Below are 20379 nucleotides of genomic sequence, written 5' to 3' on the forward strand. Positions count from 1 at the left end.
TTTCTTGTATTTGTGATTTAGTTGTTAGTGCTACGATGGATATGATCCAGAATTATCTCCTCCACGATTAGTAAACTTTTCAGTTAAGGCAAAAGCGAAAATAATTATGATAAAAAGCATGAACAGGTCAACAATAATGGCCCATCCTGGATCACTGTCGTACTCTAGCATCATAGTCCATGATGAGGTCAAACCCAGACAACCCAGCTCATTAATGATCAATTGCAAAAACCAGATAATCTTCTGCCAACCTTGTTTTATCGTGTCTTGTTTGCACTCAAAGAACCAAGTCCAAAGAGCGGCCACTGCAATCATTACCAGCAATAGCAGGTAGACTAAAAAGAGCGGCCAAGAAATACTTTTGGCGACCCGGTCCATGAAGCCAAAAAAGCCATTGGCTGGTCCAGACAAGCGCCACTTAGCTGAATTATCTACAATCAACCGCAAAGGCCAAGTAGCAAAATACACGTTAACGATTAATTGCAGACCAAATACAATTTTTCTTTTCATCCTTTCCACCTCACAAAGTCCATCTTTCTCGTTAGTGTAATAGCACTACAGTATTTTTAGTAATGAAGAAACGTGCACAAGAAACATATACTCCTATCATTCTTCAGCACTATCGCAGCAATACACTAGCACAACAAGAAAAGCTCATCATCTCACAAACTTTTCATATAGTTAATTATACTCTTAAAGTACTTTGATTTGGCATTGAAACATAAATTTAGCTGTTTTTTCTTTGATTTTTACTTATTTGTTTAAAAAAGTTTTTTTGAAATTTTTCGATGAACTTCGCAAGAATTTAAATCGCGTTATTTTCCGCAAACAGAAAAGCAGCCGTGAGGCTGCTTTTTCTATGCATTCATTAAATTTGCGGGCCACGGAAGTTGGCTAAGAACTTCTGGGTCTTTTCGCTTTGCGGATGGTTGAAGATTTCATCCGGACTGCCTTGTTCAGCCACGTAACCATCGCTCATGAAGAGGACCTGGTCGGAAACTTCCTTGGCGAAGGCCATTTCGTGGGTAACCACGATCATGGTCAAACCGGTCTTGGCCAGCTTCTTCATGGTTTCCAAAACTTCTCCGACCATTTCCGGGTCAAGGGCACTAGTCGGTTCGTCGAAGAGGAGGATTTCCGGGTTCATGGAGATGGCTCTGGCAATCGCTACTCTCTGCTTCTGCCCACCAGACAGTTGACGGGGCTTAGCGTCGACGTAGGGGTCCATCCCAACGGTCTTCAGGTTCTCCAAGGCAATCTTCTTGGCTTCTTCCTTTGACCGCTTCAGAACCAGTTCCTGGCCGATCATGCAGTTTTGCAAGACGTTCTTGTTTTCAAAAAGCTCAAACTGCTGGAAAACCATGCCGACCTTGGACCGGTAGTGGGGGATGTTGAAGTTTTCATCCAGGATGTTTTGGTCATGGAAAAGAATTTTCCCGCCAGTTGGATCTTCCAGCAAGTTGATGCAGCGGAGCATGGTTGACTTACCGCCACCGGAAGGACCGATGACCGTCATAACCTCGCCCTTGTGGACTTCAAAAGAAATGTCCTTCAAAACCTGGTGTTCACCGTAAGCCTTTTGCAGGTGCTGAACGTTTAAAATAGTTTCATTGTCCTTGTAATCAGCCATCTTTTACTTGTCTCCTTCCTGCTTGCCGACTTGAACTTGGTTGGCCATCATATTGTAGTTTTCAGGACCTTCGATGTGCTTTTCAATCAAGTTGAAGATCCGGGTGATCGTAAAGGTCAAGAAGAGGTAGATGACCGAGATGACCAGGTAGGTTTGGAAGAACTGGAAGCTCTGGCTGGCAATCGTTGAACCAACGAAGAACAGTTCTGATACTGAAATGATGCTCAATACTGAAGTGTCCTTGATGTTGACGATAAATTCGTTGGTGATTGACGGCAGACAGTTCCGGATGGCCTGTGGCAGGATGATGTTCCACATTCTCTGGTTGTGGGTCATCCCCAAAGCACTGGCGGCTTCAAACTGCCCCTTCGGCGTGGAGATGATCCCCCCGCGGATGACTTCGGCCAGGTAGGCCCCGGTGTTGATGGAGACGATGATCAAAGCGGCAACCGTTCTGTTCAAGTTGATGTGCCAGAACTGGGCAATCCCGTAGTAGATAACCGCGGCTTGAACCATCATTGGCGTACCGCGGAAGATTTCAACGTAGACTGACAAAAGCCACTTGCAGAAGGCTAAAAGGCCCTTCTTGAACTTGTTCTTTGGCTCTGGAATAGTCCGCACGATCCCGACCAATAAACCGATGAAGAAACCGGCAATGGTACCGATCAAGGAGATCAAGAGAGTCATCCCGATCCCTTCCAGGATCATCTGCCCGTAGTTCTTCAGCATGGAGACCAGCCAGTTTTCCTTCTTGGTGTTGGTCTGCGGCTGCTGCTGAACAGCTTCCTTCATCAGCTTGTTTCTTTCTGAAGTGGAAATGCCGGCCAAAACCTTGTTGACCTGACTGAGCAGCTGGTCGTTGCCCTTCTTGACCCCGATGGAAACTTCAGCGTCAGAAGAGGAGACCTTGAAGCCCTTCATCTTGGACAGGTTGACCCCGGTGATGTTGGAGTCGACCATCTTGAAGGAGGTCAGTTCCGTGTCTTCAGCCACGTAACCGTCGATCGTCCCTGCTTCCAGGGATTCCCGCATGGCGGCGAAGTCCTTGGAGGCTGGCTCACGCGTAGCGCCTGGCAGCTGCTTGATCAGGTCATAGTGCAGAGTCCCTTGCTGGGCGGTCAGCTTGGCCCCCTTGAAGTCAGTCAGGTACTTGGCCTTGGCGTACTTGCTCTGCTTGTTGACGATGACCACGAAGTTGGTGGTCCGGTATGGAGTGGTAAAGTTGATGGCCTTCCGTCTTTCAGCCGTTGGGCTCATCCCGGCAATGATCAAGTCGATCTTGCCACTGGTCAGGGCTGGCAAAAGCCCGTCCCACTGGGTCTTTTCCACGATGACCTTCTTGCCCAGCTTCTTGGCAATGATCTTGGCGATCTTGACGTCGTAACCATTGGCGTAGGAGCTGGTCCCGTCGATCTTGACCGCGCCGTTAGCGGACGTGGTCTGGGTCCAGTTGTATGGAGCGTAGTTGGCTTCCATCCCAATCTTCAAGGTGCCGCTGGCTTGCGCCGGCTGGCTCCAACTGACAGCTAAGACAAGCGTCAGGACCGCCGCCATTAAGGCGCTGATCCAGCTGCTGTGCTTTTTCATCTGAATAAACCTCCGATATGCTTTTTGCAAGTTATGAAATACAATAAAAAGCGGCAAAAAAGCCCCATTGCGTGTACAATGAGGCTTGCTTTGTTTCTGTAAAATTCAGTATGAATACCAAAAATTATAGCGCTCCCTAGAAAACTAGGACAGTCTGCAGAATTTTCTCCTGCAGCCCAACCAACAGCGCGCACGACTACCCTGCTGATTTCGGCGATATCCCTTAGTGACAAGGCTCAGCACTGTCAGTGAGCTCCCCTTGCTTTTGTGAACGATCGCGACCTCTATTGTATTGGATAATTTTTTAACTACATTTAGGCTAAATTACTTTTAAGAAAATGTCAAGAAAAAATTAGCTTTTTGAATTTTTGGCGATTGTCAGCGCTTTTCTTATTCACGCCCAGCCATGATCTTCCGCCCAGTCCCGCTTCTTCATGCCAGAAACGTAGGGGTTGCCGGCCAGGTAATAGCGAAGAGGCGCCTGGGCCCATTCCGGGTCAGCTTGGACGATCCCGATTCTAGGGGAAGCGGCGATCTCTTTAGCCGCTTTTTTCTCAGTCAAATCAATGGTGAAAGGACTGTCCGCCAAAGGGGCCAGGTCCCATTTTCTTGACTTGATACCCATGGCCTGCATTAATTTGGCTGGTCCGTTGGTCAAAAGGACCCCGTTTTTGCCGCCCCGGTTTTTGGTCATTTCGTCGATGCCCCAGACTGGCTCAATGGCCCGGATTAAGACCCCCTGGGGGTTGCCTTCCTCCTGGCAGGCCACGTCGAAAAAGACGTACTGCCGCTGGGCATAGATGTAAATTGTCCCGCCTGCCCGCCACAGGCCCTCGTTGGCCTGGCTTCTTCTTCCCCCAAAGGAGTGGGCGGCCCGGTCCTTTACCCCCAGGTAGGCTTCGGCTTCAACGATATAGCCGCCGATTTTTTCCCCGCCGGCTTGATAGTAAAAAGGGCGGCCGATCAAGTCCTGGCAGATCTCGCTGGTGGGCCGGCCGGTGAAAAAATTCCTGTAGTCCATTGCTTAATCAATCTTTCTAACTAAAATAAGAAATACAGTAAAAGCCGTAATAAAAAACATCTTTAAGAGAAAGCGTGCATCTATGTCAACGATCAAAACTGTCCGTATCTATGCCAAAGAGCAGCCAGCTGGCTACCGGATCTTAGTCGACCGGCTCTGGCCCCGGGGGGTCAAAAAAGAAGCCGCCAATTTGGACGAGTGGGAGAAAGAGCTGGCTCCCAGCCGGGAATTGCGGAGCTGGTTCAAGCATGACCCGGACCGGTATCCGGACTTCCGTCAATATTACTTGGAAGAATTAGCGGACAATCCGGAATGGCCGGCTTTCGTGGAACATTTGCAAGAGCTCTTGCAAAAAGAAGATGTCCTCTTTTTGTACGGGGCTAAAGATGAAGAGCACAACCAGGCCATTGTCTTAAAAGAAGCAGCTGAAGCTGCTCTGGCTAAACTTCCTTAAAAACTTCCAAGGCGTCGCCGATCAGCTGCTTGATCCCTTGTGCCGGGATCTCAGTCAGGTTGACCGCCCAAATTTTGGCGTCTTTTGGCGCGTAGCCTAAGAGGCCGGCGAAGGGGTAGACGACGAAGCTGGTGCCGACGATCACGACCAGGTCACTTTGCCGCATTTCCAGGATGGACTGGTTGACATTGTCCGGGTTGATGCCTTCCCCGTAAAGGACGATGCCGGGCCGGATGATGCCGCCGCACTCGTGCTTGTAGCCCTTGGCGTATTCCTCATAGCTGACCTTTTGCTTGCACTTGGAGCAGTAGATGTCGTAGAGGTTGCCATGAAATTCGGTCACGTGCTGGTTGCCGGCCTGCCGGTCCAGGGTGTCGATGTTTTGGGTGATGAGGGCCCCTTTTTCATTGCAGATGGCCGCGATCTTTTGGTGGATCAGGTTCGGCTTGGCGTCCGGGAAGTACATGTTTTGCATGACGAAGTCGTAAAAAAGCTGGGGCCGGTCATAGAGGGTCTCCTCGCTCAAGATGACTTCCGGGGGTTCGCTGACCCCGTTGTAGATGCCAGTTTTGGACCGGTAGTCGGGGATGCCGGAGTGGGTTGACACGCCAGCCCCGGTCAAAAAGACGGGGTGCTTGGCCTTTTTCAGGTCTGCTTTAAATTCAGCAAGTTTTGCTTGGTCCATTTTTTTGCCTCTTTCTTAAGAAAAATCGGCTTAATGCCTTTTGATTCTATTATAAGCGCTTGATTTGCTATAATTAAGCTACTAGTTTCAGAAGATATTATATTTGAGGTGAATCCATGGACACGTTATTTTACTTGGTCGCCGACACCCTGCTGGCGGCCTATGCCGGCTACAGCTGGTACTGCCAGGCTTCGGTGATCATGCGGGCCCGCTGGCGGATGACGGCGGTGATCATGCCAATCCTGCTGGTCTGGCTGGGGGCCACCAGCTGGGGCTATTCGGACATGGGCACTCCTGGCTTTATCATCTTCCTGGCCCTCTTTATTTTGACGGGGATTCTGGAAGCCACGTCAGGCTTGGCCGACAAGCGGGTCGTTTTGAGCGGCTACTTCCGCCGGACCTTGAAATACAGTGAAATCAGCCAGGTGATCCTGACCGCGGCGCCGCCGGAAGTGGGCGACCTGTCGATCGCGGCCCTGGAAACCAGCCGCCACCAGATCTACTACCTCCGCTTCAACAAGCAGGCCAGCGACGTGGTCTCTTTTTTGATGCAGCGCCTGGAACGCGGGGTAAATATTGACGTAAGAAAAATGGGTTAGTCAACTGACTAACCCGTTTTTTGTTCTAAATTGTTCTTGTTTTATCTTCTCTTGTTTTCTTGTTTCTTATTTTTTACAGAATTGGTGATAAAAGGCGGGAGAAGTTCTGCAAGGCGTGCAGCCAGCGGGACTGCTTCTTGATTATTTCCGGCGTCAGAAGGGTTGACTGCTCCATGTCCTTTTCAAACTGGTCGGACATCTCCTTGTTGAAGGCCCGGTCGTAAACGAAGACATTGTCTTCAAAATTGAGGTCATAAGACCGGTAGTCCTGGTTGACGCTGCCGACAGTCGCGTACTTGTCGTCGACGATGATGGTCTTGGCGTGCATGAAGCCGTTGTTGTAGGTGTAGACCTTGACCCCGATCTTGACCAGTTGGTTGGCGTACCATTGGGTTGCCCGGTAGATGAAGGGGTGGTCCGGCATGCAGGGGATCATGATCCTCAGATCAACCCCTGAGCTGGCCAGGATCTGCCAGGCGGCAATCATGGCTTCGTCCGGAATCAAGTAAGGGGTCTGGATCCAGACCCGCTTTCTGGCCAGCATCATCAAGCGGACCAGGCCGTTTCTCATGTATGGCTCGTCATTGTCGGGACCGTCGGAAACAACCTGGACAGCCATATCGCCTTTAGAGATGTCGTTTTCATCCAAATCGGGGAAGAGCTTCTCGTCAAAGCTGATCAGTTCTTCTTCCCGGACGGCGGAAGCGTTCCAGTCCATCACGAATCTTTCCTGCAAAAGCAGGGAGGCTGACCCGACCAGGCGGAGGTGGGTGTCCCGCCAGTAGCCGAATTTTTTCTTCCGGCCCAAGTACTGGTCGCCGACGTTGAAGCCCCCGGTCCAGGAGGTAACCCCGTCGATGACCACGATCTTCCGGTGGAGGTGGTAGTTGATCCGGTTCCGGGAAATCATGTTCCTTGAAGTGATGAAGGGCAAAACGTCCCCGCCGGCGTCAACCAGCTGCTTGAACCAGCTCTTGGAGGCCCCGAATGACCCCCAGGCGTCGTAGAGGACCCGGACCTGGACGCCCTCTTGGGCTTTCTGGATCAAAAGCTTGAGGAATTCGTTGCCGATGGCGTCGTTATAGATGGTGTAGTATTCAACGTTGATGCTGGATTTTGCTTGTCTGATGTCGGCAAAAAGGTCCCGGAACTTGGCATGCCCGTCAGTGTAAAGCTTAAGCTTGTTGTTTTTGGTGATGGGGGACTCTTGGTCCTTGTCCAGGTACTTGATCAAGATGTGGGCGCTAGGGGAGGTGTCATTTTGGTCAATTTTAGCCGGGGCCTCGGTGATCATTTTTTGCACGTTGGAGAGGCCGATGTGCTTTTGCCGGTTGATGGCAAAAAGGTTTTCCTGGGAAATCCCCCGGCCGACGAAGCCGTAGATGATGAAGCCAACAACCGGCAGGATGATCAAGACGATCAGCCAGGCCCAGGAGGTGGCGACCGACCGTTTTCTGTGGAAGACGGTCCAGAGGGCCAGGATGGCGTTGGCGAAGAAGATGATGTGCCAAATATCGATCCAAGAGATGGCAGTCACTTTTAAAGTCCTTTCTTGATTTTGTCTAAGCCTAAAAAACGGTCCAGGATGCCGATGACGAAGGGCTCGTCATGCATCTGCGAGTGCTCGGCATTGTCGCCGCGGACCTCGACTTCCTGGTAGTAGACCGCGTCCGGGGCCAGGATATAGCGGATGCTTTTGGCGGAAACCACGGAGATGAAGCGGTCGGAATTGGTCGTGTCCAAGACGTTGCCGTAGATGTTCAAAACCCGGATGCTGGGGCTGAAGTCCCGCCGGTGGCGGAGCATATAGGAATAGTGCGGGGTCATTACGCTGGGCCGGCCATTTTCAGTCAAGCGGTTGACATTGGGGATGTCGCCTAAATACATGACACCGTTGAAGGGGCCGGCGATCAAAGCGCAGCTGGCCAGGTGGGGGAAGTTTTTCCGCTTGGCATAGCGCATTTCCGTAGCGACCACGCAAGGCGAGCCCAAAGAATGGGCCACGGCGCTGTAGCGGGTAAAGCCGTATTTTTTGCTCAGAAAAGGCAGGATGAAGCTGAGGTAGTAGTTGATGGCCTGGTAGCCGGCAATCCGGTCCTTGAAGGCCAGCTGGATGATTGGCTGCTTGTCACCAGTGTAGCAGCCAGTCAGCTTGATCCGGCCAGTCAAGTCAGCTTCTACTTTCAAGAAGCGGGAGTCGCCCTTTTGCTTGAGGGCATCTTCAACCATCACCTTAGTGGTGTAGTCCCCGCCGCGGAAGCCGTGGACGTAGATGATCGGAACCTGGTCAGAGCCGCTTGCCTGGTTTTCAGCCAGGTCGCTGACCCGCTTGCCCCGCAGCTTCAGCAAGATCCGGCAAGGCGGAAAGGTCGCCAGGATGCCCAAGAAGAACATCATGGCCAGGGAGTGGTCCCGGGGGTCGGGATTTTTGCCGCGCTTTTTTTCAGTTTCTTCAGCATACTTTTTGGAATTAAAAAAGAGCACAGTTGTCCCGCCTTTTGATATGACCCCCGAAATTAGGACACTAATTTCGGGGGTTATTTTCATGACTAAATACACTAAAGAAATCAAACTCGCTATTTACCACGAATGGGTAGACGATCATAGAAGAGGCACCTACCTCAGCCGAAAATATGGGATGGAGCGCGGAGGAATCCAATATTTGGTAGACTTGATCCAAAAGCATGGCGAAGACATTTTGGATCGCCCACAACAGAAATATACTGCTGATTTCAAGCTTGCTGCCATTGATAGAGTTCTGCTAGGTGGTGAAGCTCTTAGGCAGGTTTCCTTAGACTTAGGGCTTACAAATACAGGAATTCTTGCAAATTGGCTTCGCTCTTTCAAAGAAAACGGGTATACTGTCATTACCAAGAAGAAAGGTAGACCACCCAAGAATGCCCAAAAGCAAGGACAAACAACGGATCAAAGAGCTGGAAGAGCAGGTAAAGAGGCTTACAGTCGAGCTTGCATACATAAAAAAATTGGAGGCCTTAATTCAAGAACGGAAGAGCCAAGAAAAGAAAAATTAGCTCGTGCAATCACTGAATTAAGGCAAGAATTGCGGCTTAGCGTTAAGTACATTATCGACGTTATCAATGCCAACCCTGGATTGCCTCATATCTCAAGAAGTAACTACTACTACCAAATCCATAAGCCTGATAAGGATTCTGGTAACCAGAAGCTGATGGATAGAATCAAAGAGATCTTTCTTGAACACAGCCGACGCTATGGGTACCGGCGAATTTACGGACAGCTTCGCCGGGAAGGCTATGAGATCAACCATAAGAAGGTGCAGAGGCTCATGCAAAAGATGGGCTTATTCGCCATCGCAATCCGCAAGAAACGTAAATACAGCAGCTATTACGGCGTTCAAGGCAAGATCAAGCCAGACTTAATCAAGCGCAATTTTTACGCAATTATTCCGGACAGACATTGGTTTACCGACGTGACTGAATTCCATCTTAAAGATCAAAAGCTCTACCTTTCTCCAATTATCGATGGTTGTACCCAAGAAATCATCTCCTACAACATTTCTAGGCACCCAGACCTTAAGCAAGTGATGACTATGCTAGATGACGCATTTGAGAAGCACCCGGCTCTTAACGGGCTTATTTTCCACTCAGACCGTGGCTGGCAATATCAGCACCAAGCATATCAAGCGGCTCTGGCTAACAGAGGGATCGATCAGAGCATGTCCAGGTTGGGTAATTCTCTTGATGACGGCTTAATGGAGGGCTTCTTCGGCATTCTTAAGCGGGAGATGTTCTACGGCCAAGAACATAAATACAAGGACTTAAATGAGCTTGAACAAGCTATTCACAAATACATCGATTACTACAACAACGTAAGAATCAAGACAGGACGAAAAAACATGACCCCGATTGAATATCGGAATCATGTTTTAACAACCTTAACGGCGTAATACTAAATTGTCCCAATTTTGGGGGTCACATCATTTCTCTGATACAATTGCTTTGTAAACATCATACCATTTTAGCAGAAGAGAGGGAGCAGATGAAATTTTACGTTGTTAAAAAAGGCTACCGGCCAGGAATCTACCACAGTTGGCCGGAGGCAGAGGAGCAGGTCAAGGGCTTTTCCGGGGCGGAATACAAGTCCTTCAGCAATATGATGGAGGCCCTGGACTACCTGCAGATGGACCCGGAAGACTCGCTCAAGGCCCTGCAGGGGGCTGAGGACGACCTGCAGGCCGCTATTTCCCGGGTCAGACAGGGCGGAAGGCAAAATAAACAAGCTGAAAATAAGAGCAAAAAAGAATTTACGTCAGCTTCTAAGTACGTCGCCCATATTTTTACCGACGGGGGCTGCCGGAACAACGGGACCCACAAGGGCGGGCACGTACAGGCAGACGACAAGGCAGCCTGGGCTTATTTGATCGAATATGGCGGCCAGAAATTGTCCGCCAGCGGCGGTCGCTTTGGGGCCACCAACAACGAAATGGAAATGACTGCTTTTTTGGAAAGCTTGAAGAAGCTGGAAGAACTGGGCTTAAATAACCAGCCTCTCTTGTTCTCTTTAGACTCCCAGTATGTCATCAAGGCCGTCAGCGACACAGAGCAAGGCCCGGCCTGGATCAAGAGCTGGCAGAGACGGGGCTGGAAGAAGGCAGATGGGTCGGCAGTTGCCAACCGCGAGCTCTGGCAGGAAATCGCCGGGGAAATGGCCAAGTTTGCCCAGCCGGAATTTGAATGGGTCAAGGGGCACGCCAACAGTGCCGGCAACAACTTTGTCGACGGTCTGCTCAACAAGTACATGGACCAGATGTAAGGCAGAGACAGAAAAAGCCCGCGCTTGGCGCGGGCTTTTTGCATGAATATTTTAATTTTTAGATATTGTCCAACTTTTATTGCTTCATTACTTGCCAAAACTGGAGAAGAGGCTGGTAAAGAAGTTGACGATGGCGTCCCAGAGCTTCTGCAGGGCGTTGCGGTTTTCGCTGGTATTCAGTTTGGCGAAGATCCCCTTGGCGCTCTTCTGGATAGCGCTCATGGCCTGGCTGGCCTGCTGCTTGAAGGAAGAGGAGTTGAGGGCACCAGAGTCGCGGATTTCAACCAGGATGTTGACGATCTGCTGCTTCTGTTCGTTGGTGATCACGTTGGTCAGATTGTTGTTTTTGATCTGGTTGTTGACGATCGTAACGATCTGGTTCTTCGTGATGCTTGAGCCCTTTTGGGCCATTTCCTTCTTGGCCCCGGCCACGGCATTGTTGAGCTGGGCGTCGGAGTAGCCGTCCTTGCCCTTGTTTTCCTTGGTGATGCCGCTTAAGGTGTTCAATTCGTCCTGGGCCGCGGTGATCTGCTTCTGGTTCAGCTTCTCCCCGCTCTTGGCGTAGGCCTTGTAGATCCCAGCCAGGGCGCCGGAACCGTCGATCGGGGTCGCGGAAGTGACGTAGATGTTGGCGTCAGTGATCCCGGCCGTTACCGCCGCGTTTCTGTACTGGTTGGCGGTAATGGTAGTGATGTTGTTTTGCCCGTTGTAGTTGAGGATGCGGACGTTGATCCCGCTGCCGGAGCTGGTTTTTTCAATGGCAGCGCTGGACCAGACCCCCGAAGAGGAGGTAAAGGAGCTGCCGGACGGGTTCAGGTAGGTAACCAGGTCGCTGCCCGTTACCGTCAAGGTGTTGTAGCTGCTGGAGTCGCTGAGGGCGCCTTTTAAAACGTCCAAGGTGCCTTGCTTTTGGCTTTCAGTTAATGACGTCCCCAGGGTAATGACCGGGGTGGTGTCTTCGGCGGCAGAGACCCTGCCAGCCGCTAGGCCCAAGCCCAAAAAGAGGGCGCAGGCCGTAATGATTTTCTTGATTTTCATGTTCATTTTGCTAAGTCTCCTTGTTTTTTGTTTTCATGCTCCGCCTATAATTATACTAGAGTTTGTTTTGGGGATATCTCTCTTAGCAAAAATTTAAGCAAGCCCGGGCCAGCGGCAGATTCGCGGCGAAGATGATATAATGTAAAGGATAGATTTGGAGAGGGGGATGCGGCTTTGCCAGCAAATGCCGACTTGAAGCTGACAGTCATCATGACTGTCTACAACCAAGAGAAATACCTGGCTCGGGCCTTGGACTATTTGCTTGAGCAGAAGAACCAGCAGTTCAAGCTGCTGGTCATTGACGATGGCTCGACTGATTCGACGGCGGAAATCGCGGCCAGCTACCAGGACCGCTTCCAGTATTTTGACCTGGTCAGCAAGGCTAATGAAGGGGTAGCTGCCGCCCGGAACCTGGGCCTGGACATGGTCGACACGCCGTACTTTATTTTTCATGATGGAGACGACTGGGTTGAGCCGGACTACACTGACTACTTCATCAAGGCTTTTGACCGCCACCCGGATGATGACATGGTGACCTGCGGCTACTACGTCGATCAAGCAGGGGAGCCGTCCGTGCCGATTACTAAGCCAGTTGAAGGTGAATTGACCCGGCTTGAGGCTGTTTTAAAGGTCTTGGGCAGTGCCCACTCGCCGGTGAAGGGCTATACCTGGAACAAGTGCTACAAGACCCAGCTGGTCCGCCGCCTGCACCTGCGCTTTAACGAAGACTTGGACCTAATGGAAGACCAGGTTTTCAATATTGACTATCTCATGCAGACTGAAGGCTGCTACTACAGCTCCGTGCCGCTTTACCATTACTGGCAAAGGGCCGACAGCGCGGTTCATACAGTCAGCTGGGATCACTTCTGGAGCATCGTGGGGGCCAACATTTCGATCTACAAGAGCATTTTTTCCCACTTGTGGAAGAAGCTCCTCAGCAAGCGGCCGCAGACTTCGGAATACCAAGGCAGTTATGTAAGGGAAAGGATCAAAGATGATCATCAAAGTTAATGGAGTCGATCTTTACTACCAAAAGCTCGGTCAGGGCCACCCCCTGATCCTGCTGCACGGCCACCACTTGGACGGGGGGATGTACAGCAAGGTGATTGCTCCTTTGTCACTGTACTACACGGTCTATACCCTGGACATGCGGGGGCACGGCTTAAGTGGCGGCGACGGGGCTGAACACTACCAGACCGAAGTTGAAGACCTGGCCGTCTTCATCAAAGAGCTTGGTTTGGAGCAGCCATACGTCTTTGGCTACGACTCCGGCGGTTTAGTGACCTTGATGCTGGCCAGCCAGCAGCCCGATATTTTGGGCAAGGCGATCGTGGCCGGGGTCTTCATTGATGGCCGGGGAATCCACAAGTACCACTATCTGACTGAAGGTGTCCGGCGTTTTCTCCGCTTTGACCGCGACAGCCGGGTGGAACTTACTGAATCTTATATGGAGCCGGAAAGCCTGGAGCAGATCAAGATTCCCGTTCTCTGCGTGGTCGGGGAAAACGACTGGGTCAAAGTCGAACATGTCCGCTGGTACAGCAGCTTGATTCCAAACGGCCGCCTGGCCTTGATGCCGCGGCAGACCCATGATTCCTACGTGGTGGACAGCTTGAAGATTTTGGACCTGATCAAAGATTTTTGCAAGGAATAATGAGAAAACGGCCGATCAAAGCCGAACCTTTGCTATAATGTTACTGTAGATACAATAGATTCAATTAATGAGAGTGTTTCTAAGGGGCTCATGATGACATCAATTACAAAAGAAGAAATTCATAAGCTGCTCAACCCGATGAAGCTGATCGGGCTCGGCGGCAATCCGCAATTGAACGAAAAGGTAGCCAGCACGCTGGGCGTTCCTTTGATCGAAACGACGGTTCACCACTTCAGCGATGGTGAAATCCAGGTCAACATCGCGGAAAGCGTCCGGGGCTGCGACGTCTTCGTCATCCAGTCAATTCAAGATCCGGTCAATGAAAACTTCATGGAACTGGAAATCGTCCTGGATGCCCTCCACCGGGCTTCAGCCCACACGGTCAACTGCGTGATTCCGTACCTGGCCTACTCTCGCTCTGACACCAAGACCCGGTCCCGGGAACCAATCACGGCCAAGCTGATTGCCAACCTGCTCCAGCTGACCGGGATCGACCGGGTATTGACCATCGACTTGCACGCTTCTCAAATCCAGGGCTTCTACAACGTGCCGGTTGACCACCTGCACGCGATGCCGCTTTTGGGCCAGTACTTCCTGGACAACGGGATCGCGGCCAAGGATGACGACGACGTGGTCGTTGTTTCACCAGACCACAGCGGCACTAAGTTGGCCCGGGTCTTCGGCCAGTACTTCAACGCGCCGATCGCCATCGTTGACCAGCGCGGGGCCCGCTACGATGACAGCGTCCACGACATGATCGGTGACGTCAAGGGCAAGAAGTGCATCATCGTTGACGACTTGATCGACACTGGCACCCGCCTGGCTTCATCAACCCGGTCAGTCTTCGCTGCCGGCGCGACCAAGGTCTACGCGGCTGCCACCCACGCCTTGCTGTCACAAGACGCGATCAAGATCTTGAACGGCTTGCCGCTGGAACAAATCGTGGTTACGGATACCATCAAGCATGAAAAGTATCCTGACCGGATGGTCCGGATCTCAGTTGACCGCCTCCTGGCCAAGGGGATTGACCATATTTACAACGATCGCTCAATTCACGACATTTTTGATGAACAAAACCGCTTCACCAAAGACTAAGGCGCGATCAAACGGGAGACCGCTAGCGGTCTCCTTTTTTGTTTATGTTGATTTTTCTCTTATTTTGCTCTTGTTTTTTAGATTATTTTTGGGAATGTGACTGAAGAAAGCGGGAAAAATAACAGATTTGGGTAAAATCAAGCGTTATCGCTGTGATTAGGCAAGGAAATCTTGCTATAATTTTATTAACTTTACAGAGAGGATGAGATGATCGATGGCAAGAAGAAAGAACATGCAGAGAAGGCGGGAGATTTTGGACAACACCTTCCGCTTGATCAGAGCCAATGGCTTTGACCATGTTTCCCTGCAGATGATCGCGGAGAACTCGGGTATTTCCAAGTCCCTGCTGCAGTCCTACTACCCACACAAGGCAAGATTGATGACAGATATCGTCAGAAACCTGTTCAACACCATGTGGGACCAGGTAGAAGCAAACTATCACGTGCCCAAGAAGAACCCCTTTGCCCGGGTGGATGCTTTGATCTACACGATCGCGACTTTGGGGATGACGGACAAGGGCTTGGACCGGGTAATTACGGAGGCCTTTACTGACCAGACTTCTTTGGACAACTGGAGCCGGATGCTGGATGAGTGGATGAAGTCCCACCATGCTTTTTCTGAATACAGCAACTACCAGGAAATCCGGACCGGGATTGCCTTTATCGTTACGGGGGTCGGCCGTTTGTACCGGGACCGGGAAAAGCACGGTCTTAACGCGACCCAGCTGGCCGACTACTCAACCAGTTCCCTGATGTACAGCTTTTTGCACGCGGATCCGGAAGAAATTACGGCCGTGCTGGAAGAAGGTCACGGAATCATTGACGACAGCAACATCGGTGAGGTCCACAACGAGATCGACACTATGTTTGACGAAGGCAAGGAAATTTACAGTTAGGAGCGAGCGCATGGCAGAAAGTTCCGGAACGCGCAGACGAAGGAACAACTATGAAATCGCGGACAACGCGTTAGAATACAAGCGTCCCTTGGCCTTTATAGCTTTCTTATTGCTCAGCTTATTGCTGGCCACGGGAACTTTTCTGAATCCTGCTTTCATGAAGGAAACCATCAAGACCGACAGCAATACGGTTGTGGTCAGTCAGCAGGTCAACAGCCACTTTAACCGCCTGGCCACGATCGTCAACGGGTCCAGCGATGAAAAGAACCTGATCTCTGACGACCAGGCCAGAGAAGTTGCCGACTTGATCATTGACTACAAGTACGGCTGGCACTTTATCCATACCAGCAATCTTGATCTGGCCAAGGATATCAAGGCCGTGATCTTGAAGAAGGAGCAGACGGACACCGACCAGGTGACCGCCATCCGCAAGAAGCTGAAGAAGCAGAGCAATTCTTCAGTCTATATTGTCAGCAACGCCTTTGACCTGGCCACGGTCATGCTGGAGGCCAACTTGATCACGATCATCCGGATCGTCAACCTGCTGGTGATTCTGCTTTGCCTGGTGGCATTAGTCTCGATTTTGCGGGAGGCTTTCGCCAGTCACACCAAGCGGGCAGTGATTCACGACATGACAGCCGGGCTGATGTGGACCGCCTTTTGGTTCATCCTGGTTTACGGGATCTTGGCCATGGTGCCGATCTTTATGGATACCTCGGTGATTACCGTGGCCGACCTGGGCTACTGGCTGGAAATCGCCAGCGGGGTCTTCCTGGACTTCGTGATCGCCGGCGTCATTTTATATGTTGTCAGCGCCATTCCATGGCAGGCAACTTCAAATTAACATAGCAAAAAGGCAAAGCCAGCGGCTTTGCCTTTTTAGTTTGCTATTTACTCTATTTGAGAATGGTGATCTGCTTGCCTTTGGCGGCGATGTAGCCATCCTTTTTTAATTTGGAGAACTCCCGGCTGAGAGTTTCGGGGGTGATGCCCAGCAGGCTGGCCAGGTCTTTCTTCTTTAGGGGCAGGGTGAAGGTGCTTGATCCGGCTTCATCAGCGTAGTCTTTAAGACTGGCGTAGAGGCGGGGGCCAGCTTCCAGGCTGTTGCGGCGCATGGCGTTCTTCTGGGCACTGACCAGGCGCTTGCCGAACTCGTTTAAGAGGTGCAAGGACAGCTCTGGTGACTTGAGCAGAAGGTCCTGGAAGTCGGAATAGTTGATGGAGCAGGCCGTGCTGTCTTCCAGGGCTTCGATGAAGAGGTCGTCGTTTTCCGTGTCAAAGAGGTTTTCTTCCCCGTTGATGTCGCCCTTTTGCATTAGGCTGAGGACCTGCTCATGGCCGTCGGGGCTGAGGCTGTAGACCTTGGCCCGGCCTGAGTCCAGGGACATGACCGATAAGCGGCCATCGCCCGGGGCATGGATCAAGCTCCCTTTTTTAAAAAACTGCTGGTGGGTCGAAATGTGAACCAAGTCCTGGCGCAGGTCCAGGGGGAGGTTCTTGAAAATCGGCACGTGGCTGATGCAATTTAACTCGTCGTGTTGCTGCATAGTTGTCTGTTTTGCTTTAATTTATACACTTACTTGTTTACTTCTTCTTACTGGATTTTTTAGCAGATTTCTTACTGGTCTTTTTAGCTTTAGACTTGGATTTCTTGCTAGATTTTTTAGATTTAGCCTTAGGCTTAGATTTCTTACCAGACTTTTTCGTGGACTTTTTACTAGACTTCTTGCTGGATTTCTTAGTAGTCTTCTTAGCCTTGCTGGTCTTCTTGACCGCCTTGGCATTGGTGATCTTCTTGCTCTTGACGGTGGAGATCTTCTTGCCGACCTTGTAGAGGTACTTGGCCAGGCCCTTGTTTTGCAGATCCTGCTGGCTGACCTTGTTCTTGCTTTGGGTGCTGGAAGAGGAGACCTTGCTGGAATAAGTCTGGCTGCTGCTCTGCTTGAAGAGCTTGAAGCTGTAAGTAGCCAGGTTACCGGCTCTGACCGTATATTTGTGGCCGGCTGTCAGCTGCAGCTTGCTTGGGTAGTAGGTGATCACGGTCTGGAAGTTGCCGAAGCCGTATTCGCTGTAGTTGGCTACCTGGCTGGCCGTGACTGTCTTACCGGTATCATCGTCAGTAACGGTGATCTTTGGCGTTGAGGTCACGATCTTGTTTGAGAAGTACAAAGACCAGGCGATGTTTTGTCCATTTAAAAGCTCCAGGGGGAAGACCCCGGCGTTTGGATAGGCCACCATTTCCCGGCTGGCAGTTCTTGAGCTGTCGCCTACGTTCAAAACCTGATTGACTGAGTAGCGGTAGCCATTGGTCCCGTAGGCTGCCCCAACTGAGATCTTGCTGAGGCGGGTGGACAAAAGCCAAGCCCGGTGGCCGGTGTCAGAACCTGACAGGTTGTAGCGGTCGGTCAAGAGGTCGGTCACGACATCCCCGGCTGTCTGCGGGCTGGCATTGAAGTTAAGGTTGGCCGAGTTGGAAATATCCTGGGCCAAAAGCCAGTTCTTTTTTGAAATGTAGCTTGGCCGCTTCTCGTTTGGCAGCCCGTGCTGGTTGACGAACGGGTTGGCATTGATGGCGGCCATGACGGCGGCTGTCGTCTGGGCATTCTTGTTGCCCTGGCTGGTCGTCTTGACGGCGGTTAAGCCGAAGAGGTCACGGTAGTAGTTGATGTAGGCGACTTGCTCGTTGATGTAGCTGGTCTTTAAGCTGCCCGCCTTGAACTTCTTCTTCAAGGAAGGCTTGCTGGCATAGATATTCTGCTGGGTGTAGACGGCCTTGCTCAAGGCCTGGTATTCTCTTTGAAAACGAAGCACCTCTGCCTGTTCCTGCGGCGTGAATTCCGCTGCCTGGACAGTCGTAGGCCCCACTGCCAAAAAGATTGTCGGCAGCAAAAACAGTACTGGTTTATGACGCATCTTCATCAACCCCTTTCTAGTTTATATTATAGCTGATTTTTTTCTTTTTTCGCCATTAAGCGCTTTCGCTAAAAAAGCTTAAAATTTGCCGGGAAAGTGCGCCAAAAGCCCGAGTTTTCGGTATAATACAGAGTTGATAAAAGGAGACGAAACAATGACGAAAAAAACACAAGTTGGTTTGATTTTTGGTGGGAACTCCTCCGAATACGAAGTTTCAATCACTTCAGCCGGCAACATCTACAAGGCAATCGACAAGGACAAGTTTGACGTGCACCCGATCTGGATCACGAACTCCGGCTATGTGGCCAGTGAAGCTGATTCATACAAGGTCCTGGAAGAGCCAGACTACATGGTGGAAAAGACCGATAAGACGGCCAACCTTTCCAACTTGATCGAGCTGGCTTCCCGGCCGGAACTGGACGTGCTTTTCCCAATCGTCCACGGCAACCTGGGCGAAGACGGGGTTCTGCAAGGCCTCTTCCGCCTGATCGACAAGCCTTTCGTCGGGGTCGACGTTTTGGCGGCAGCCGTAACCATGGACAAGGAATTCACCAAGATCCTGGCCCAAAGAGCCGGCGTGCCGGTAGCCAAGTGGGTATCCATCAAGCGCTACGAATACGAAGACGCCAAGAACCAAAAGCTCAGCTACGACTGGGTCAGCGGCCAGCTGGGCACCAGCAACCTCTTCGTCAAGCCGTCCAACCAGGGTTCTTCCGTCGGCATCACCCACGTAGTTGACGACAGCAATTACGCTGAAGCTTTGGCTGAAGCCTTCAAGTACGATGACAAGGTTTTGGTTGAAGAAGGGATCGTCGGCACTGAAGTTGAAACTGCCGTTTTGGGCAATGACCACCCGGTAGTTTCCGGGGTCGGCCGGATCATCAACGCCGATAACACTTGGTACAGCTACGAAAACAAGTACAGCGAAGAATCAACCACGACCCTGCAGATCCCAGCCCAGATCCCGGCAGAAACCGCGGAAAAGGTCCGGGAAAACGCCTTGAAGATCTACCAGATCACTGAATGCAGCGGCATGGCCCGGGTTGACTCCATGCTTAGAGAAAGCGACGGGGAAGTCATCTTCAACGAATTGAACGCCCTGCCAGGCTTTACCAACATCAGCATGTACCCGAAGCTGTTTGAAGAAGCTGGGATTTCTTACCCAGACTTGATCACCCGCTTGATCAAGCTGGCTGAAGAGCGCTACGCCCACAAGAAGACCCTCCTGCACAAGCACGACTAAGGGAAAAGTTCTTTGAAAATTTAGTTTTTTGCGAAAGAAAGTCAGAACATGAGTGAGATAAGTGAGCAGATGAAGACCAGTGAAGCCGCCCAGGCCCTTGGGGTCAGCGAAAACACCCTGCGCAAGTATTCGCAGGCGGTGGAAAAGGCCACATCACCCGCTTACTTTCCCCGGGTCAAGAATGCCCGCCGCTACCGGCCAGCAGACTTGGAAAAGCTGAAGCAAATGCAGGACCTGGTCAAGAAGGGCCAGAAGGTCGACCAAGCTGCCCGGGAACTTTTTGCCAGCGAAAAGAAAGAAGAGCCGGTAAAAACCGCCAGGGAAGACCAGCTGGAAGCCGCCCTGGCCGCTAAGGACCAGGAAATTGCCGAGCTGAAAGAGCAGCTGGCCCAGCTGAAAGCGGATAAGGCAGAAAAAACTGCTGAAGAGCAGGCAGCCGACGATGTCCTGGACCTGCCCGATTTTGATGACGGCTTTTTGGAAGAAGAGCCAGTCACCCCGGAACAAAAAAGGGCCCAGGTCGTGGCTGACATGGCCAAGAGCGACCAGGAAGTCCACCGGGAACTGCTCAGCCGGGCCCAGGAGAACGCGGCCAAAGGGGCACCAACTTACCGGACCCTGGCCGACATGCAGCTGGCGCCTAAGAAGACTCCCTGGTGGAAGAAAATTTTTAAATAATGGCGCAAATTGCTAAATTAAGCTTAAATATTAAGGGGGACCGCGAAAGCGGTCCTTTTTTTGCACTAAAATAAAAAGTGCTGAAAACTAAAACAA

21 protein-coding genes and 1 riboswitch are annotated in these 20379 nt (G+C 51.2%); of the genes, 11 read left to right on the top strand and 10 right to left on the bottom strand.

All coding sequences use genetic code 11. The annotated features are described in order from the left end of the window. Positions 1-30: 30 nt before the first annotated feature. The 4 genes from ACYVUU_RS00860 to ACYVUU_RS00875 form a co-directional block, all read right to left on the bottom strand. Positions 31-510, bottom strand: a complete 480-nt coding sequence (locus tag ACYVUU_RS00860) for a hypothetical protein (RefSeq protein WP_484499672.1) — start codon at positions 508-510, stop codon at positions 31-33. Positions 511-868: 358 nt separating this feature from the next. Further along, the gene (locus tag ACYVUU_RS00865; protein WP_439776129.1) at positions 869-1630 is read right to left on the bottom strand and encodes an amino acid ABC transporter ATP-binding protein; all 762 of its coding nucleotides are present in this window, start codon (positions 1628-1630) and stop codon (positions 869-871) included. Positions 1631-1633: 3 nt separating this feature from the next. Further along, a complete protein-coding gene (locus tag ACYVUU_RS00870) occupies positions 1634-3217 on the bottom strand; it encodes an ABC transporter substrate-binding protein/permease (protein WP_439776128.1) in 1584 nt (527 codons plus the stop codon). Between the two features lie 119 nt (positions 3218-3336). Continuing rightward, a riboswitch (Lysine riboswitch) is annotated at positions 3337-3512 on the bottom strand. A gap of 99 nt (positions 3513-3611) precedes the next feature. Beyond that, positions 3612-4238 (bottom strand): DNA-3-methyladenine glycosylase, encoded by a 627-nt coding sequence (locus ACYVUU_RS00875; RefSeq protein WP_484499673.1) that lies wholly within the window; start codon positions 4236-4238, stop codon positions 3612-3614. An 82-nt stretch (positions 4239-4320) separates the two neighbouring features. On the opposite strand from ACYVUU_RS00875, the gene ACYVUU_RS00880 reads away from it, so the two are divergent. Further along, a complete protein-coding gene (locus ACYVUU_RS00880; RefSeq protein ID WP_484499674.1) occupies positions 4321-4692 on the top strand; it encodes a DUF488 domain-containing protein in 372 nt (123 codons plus the stop codon). Here the strand turns inward: ACYVUU_RS00880 and ACYVUU_RS00885 are convergent. Next, on the bottom strand, positions 4679-5377 hold the full coding sequence (locus ACYVUU_RS00885; RefSeq protein WP_439776125.1) for an NAD-dependent protein deacylase: 699 nt from the start codon (positions 5375-5377) through the stop codon (positions 4679-4681). The genes ACYVUU_RS00880 and ACYVUU_RS00885 overlap by 14 nt on opposite strands. 116 nt (positions 5378-5493) lie before the next feature. Between ACYVUU_RS00885 and ACYVUU_RS00890 the strand changes: the two genes are divergently transcribed. Continuing rightward, positions 5494-5976, top strand: coding sequence for a hypothetical protein (locus ACYVUU_RS00890; protein WP_484499675.1), 483 nt, complete (start codon positions 5494-5496; stop codon positions 5974-5976). Positions 5977-6049: 73 nt separating this feature from the next. Here ACYVUU_RS00890 and cls read toward each other — a convergent pair whose 3' ends face one another. Further along, complete coding sequence (gene cls / locus ACYVUU_RS00895; protein ID WP_484499676.1) at positions 6050-7513, bottom strand: cardiolipin synthase; 1464 nt, start codon at positions 7511-7513, stop codon at positions 6050-6052. Between the two features lie 2 nt (positions 7514-7515). Beyond that, positions 7516-8460: an alpha/beta hydrolase gene (locus tag ACYVUU_RS00900; protein ID WP_484499677.1), complete on the bottom strand. Its 945-nt coding sequence runs from the start codon at positions 8458-8460 to the stop codon at positions 7516-7518. 61 nt (positions 8461-8521) lie between these two features. Between ACYVUU_RS00900 and ACYVUU_RS00905 the strand changes: the two genes are divergently transcribed. Next, the gene (locus ACYVUU_RS00905) at positions 8522-9901 is read left to right on the top strand and encodes an IS3 family transposase (RefSeq protein ID WP_484499678.1); all 1380 of its coding nucleotides are present in this window, start codon (positions 8522-8524) and stop codon (positions 9899-9901) included. A gap of 92 nt (positions 9902-9993) precedes the next feature. Further along, positions 9994-10767 carry a ribonuclease H family protein gene (locus ACYVUU_RS00910; protein WP_484499679.1) on the top strand — a complete coding sequence of 258 codons (774 nt, stop codon included), beginning with the start codon at positions 9994-9996 and terminating at the stop codon, positions 10765-10767. An 87-nt stretch (positions 10768-10854) separates the two neighbouring features. Here the strand turns inward: ACYVUU_RS00910 and ACYVUU_RS00915 are convergent, their stop codons facing one another. After that, the gene (locus ACYVUU_RS00915) at positions 10855-11811 is read right to left on the bottom strand and encodes a DUF1002 domain-containing protein (protein ID WP_439776120.1); all 957 of its coding nucleotides are present in this window, start codon (positions 11809-11811) and stop codon (positions 10855-10857) included. A 168-nt stretch (positions 11812-11979) separates the two neighbouring features. Between ACYVUU_RS00915 and ACYVUU_RS00920 the strand changes: the two genes are divergently transcribed. From ACYVUU_RS00920 to ACYVUU_RS00940, 5 genes are all read left to right on the top strand, one after another. Continuing rightward, on the top strand, positions 11980-12816 hold the full coding sequence (locus tag ACYVUU_RS00920) for a glycosyltransferase family 2 protein (protein ID WP_484499680.1): 837 nt from the start codon (positions 11980-11982) through the stop codon (positions 12814-12816). Beyond that, a complete protein-coding gene (locus ACYVUU_RS00925; protein ID WP_439776119.1) occupies positions 12800-13459 on the top strand; it encodes an alpha/beta fold hydrolase in 660 nt (219 codons plus the stop codon). Before ACYVUU_RS00920 ends, ACYVUU_RS00925 begins: the two co-directional genes overlap by 17 nt. 102 nt (positions 13460-13561) lie before the next feature. Next, the gene (locus tag ACYVUU_RS00930; RefSeq protein WP_484500878.1) at positions 13562-14554 is read left to right on the top strand and encodes a ribose-phosphate diphosphokinase; all 993 of its coding nucleotides are present in this window, start codon (positions 13562-13564) and stop codon (positions 14552-14554) included. Positions 14555-14768: 214 nt separating this feature from the next. Continuing rightward, positions 14769-15449 (top strand): TetR/AcrR family transcriptional regulator, encoded by a 681-nt coding sequence (locus tag ACYVUU_RS00935; RefSeq protein ID WP_439776117.1) that lies wholly within the window; start codon positions 14769-14771, stop codon positions 15447-15449. Positions 15450-15459: 10 nt separating this feature from the next. Continuing rightward, on the top strand, positions 15460-16293 hold the full coding sequence (locus ACYVUU_RS00940; RefSeq protein ID WP_484499681.1) for a hypothetical protein: 834 nt from the start codon (positions 15460-15462) through the stop codon (positions 16291-16293). A 52-nt stretch (positions 16294-16345) separates the two neighbouring features. On the opposite strand, the gene ACYVUU_RS00945 is transcribed toward ACYVUU_RS00940, so the two are convergent. Continuing rightward, positions 16346-16996: a Crp/Fnr family transcriptional regulator gene (locus tag ACYVUU_RS00945; protein WP_439776115.1), complete on the bottom strand. Its 651-nt coding sequence runs from the start codon at positions 16994-16996 to the stop codon at positions 16346-16348. A gap of 37 nt (positions 16997-17033) precedes the next feature. Then, a complete protein-coding gene (locus ACYVUU_RS00950; protein WP_484499682.1) occupies positions 17034-18368 on the bottom strand; it encodes a CAP domain-containing protein in 1335 nt (444 codons plus the stop codon). 148 nt (positions 18369-18516) lie between these two features. Between ACYVUU_RS00950 and ACYVUU_RS00955 the strand changes: the two genes are divergently transcribed. Then, entirely contained in the window at positions 18517-19605 is a 1089-nt protein-coding gene (locus tag ACYVUU_RS00955) for a D-alanine--D-alanine ligase family protein (protein ID WP_484499683.1), read from the top strand. 48 nt (positions 19606-19653) lie between these two features. After that, positions 19654-20283: a helix-turn-helix domain-containing protein gene (locus tag ACYVUU_RS00960; protein ID WP_484499684.1), complete on the top strand. Its 630-nt coding sequence runs from the start codon at positions 19654-19656 to the stop codon at positions 20281-20283. Positions 20284-20379: the final 96 nt, after the last annotated feature.

The organism is Lactobacillus sp. WILCCON 0058, assembly GCF_057198005.1.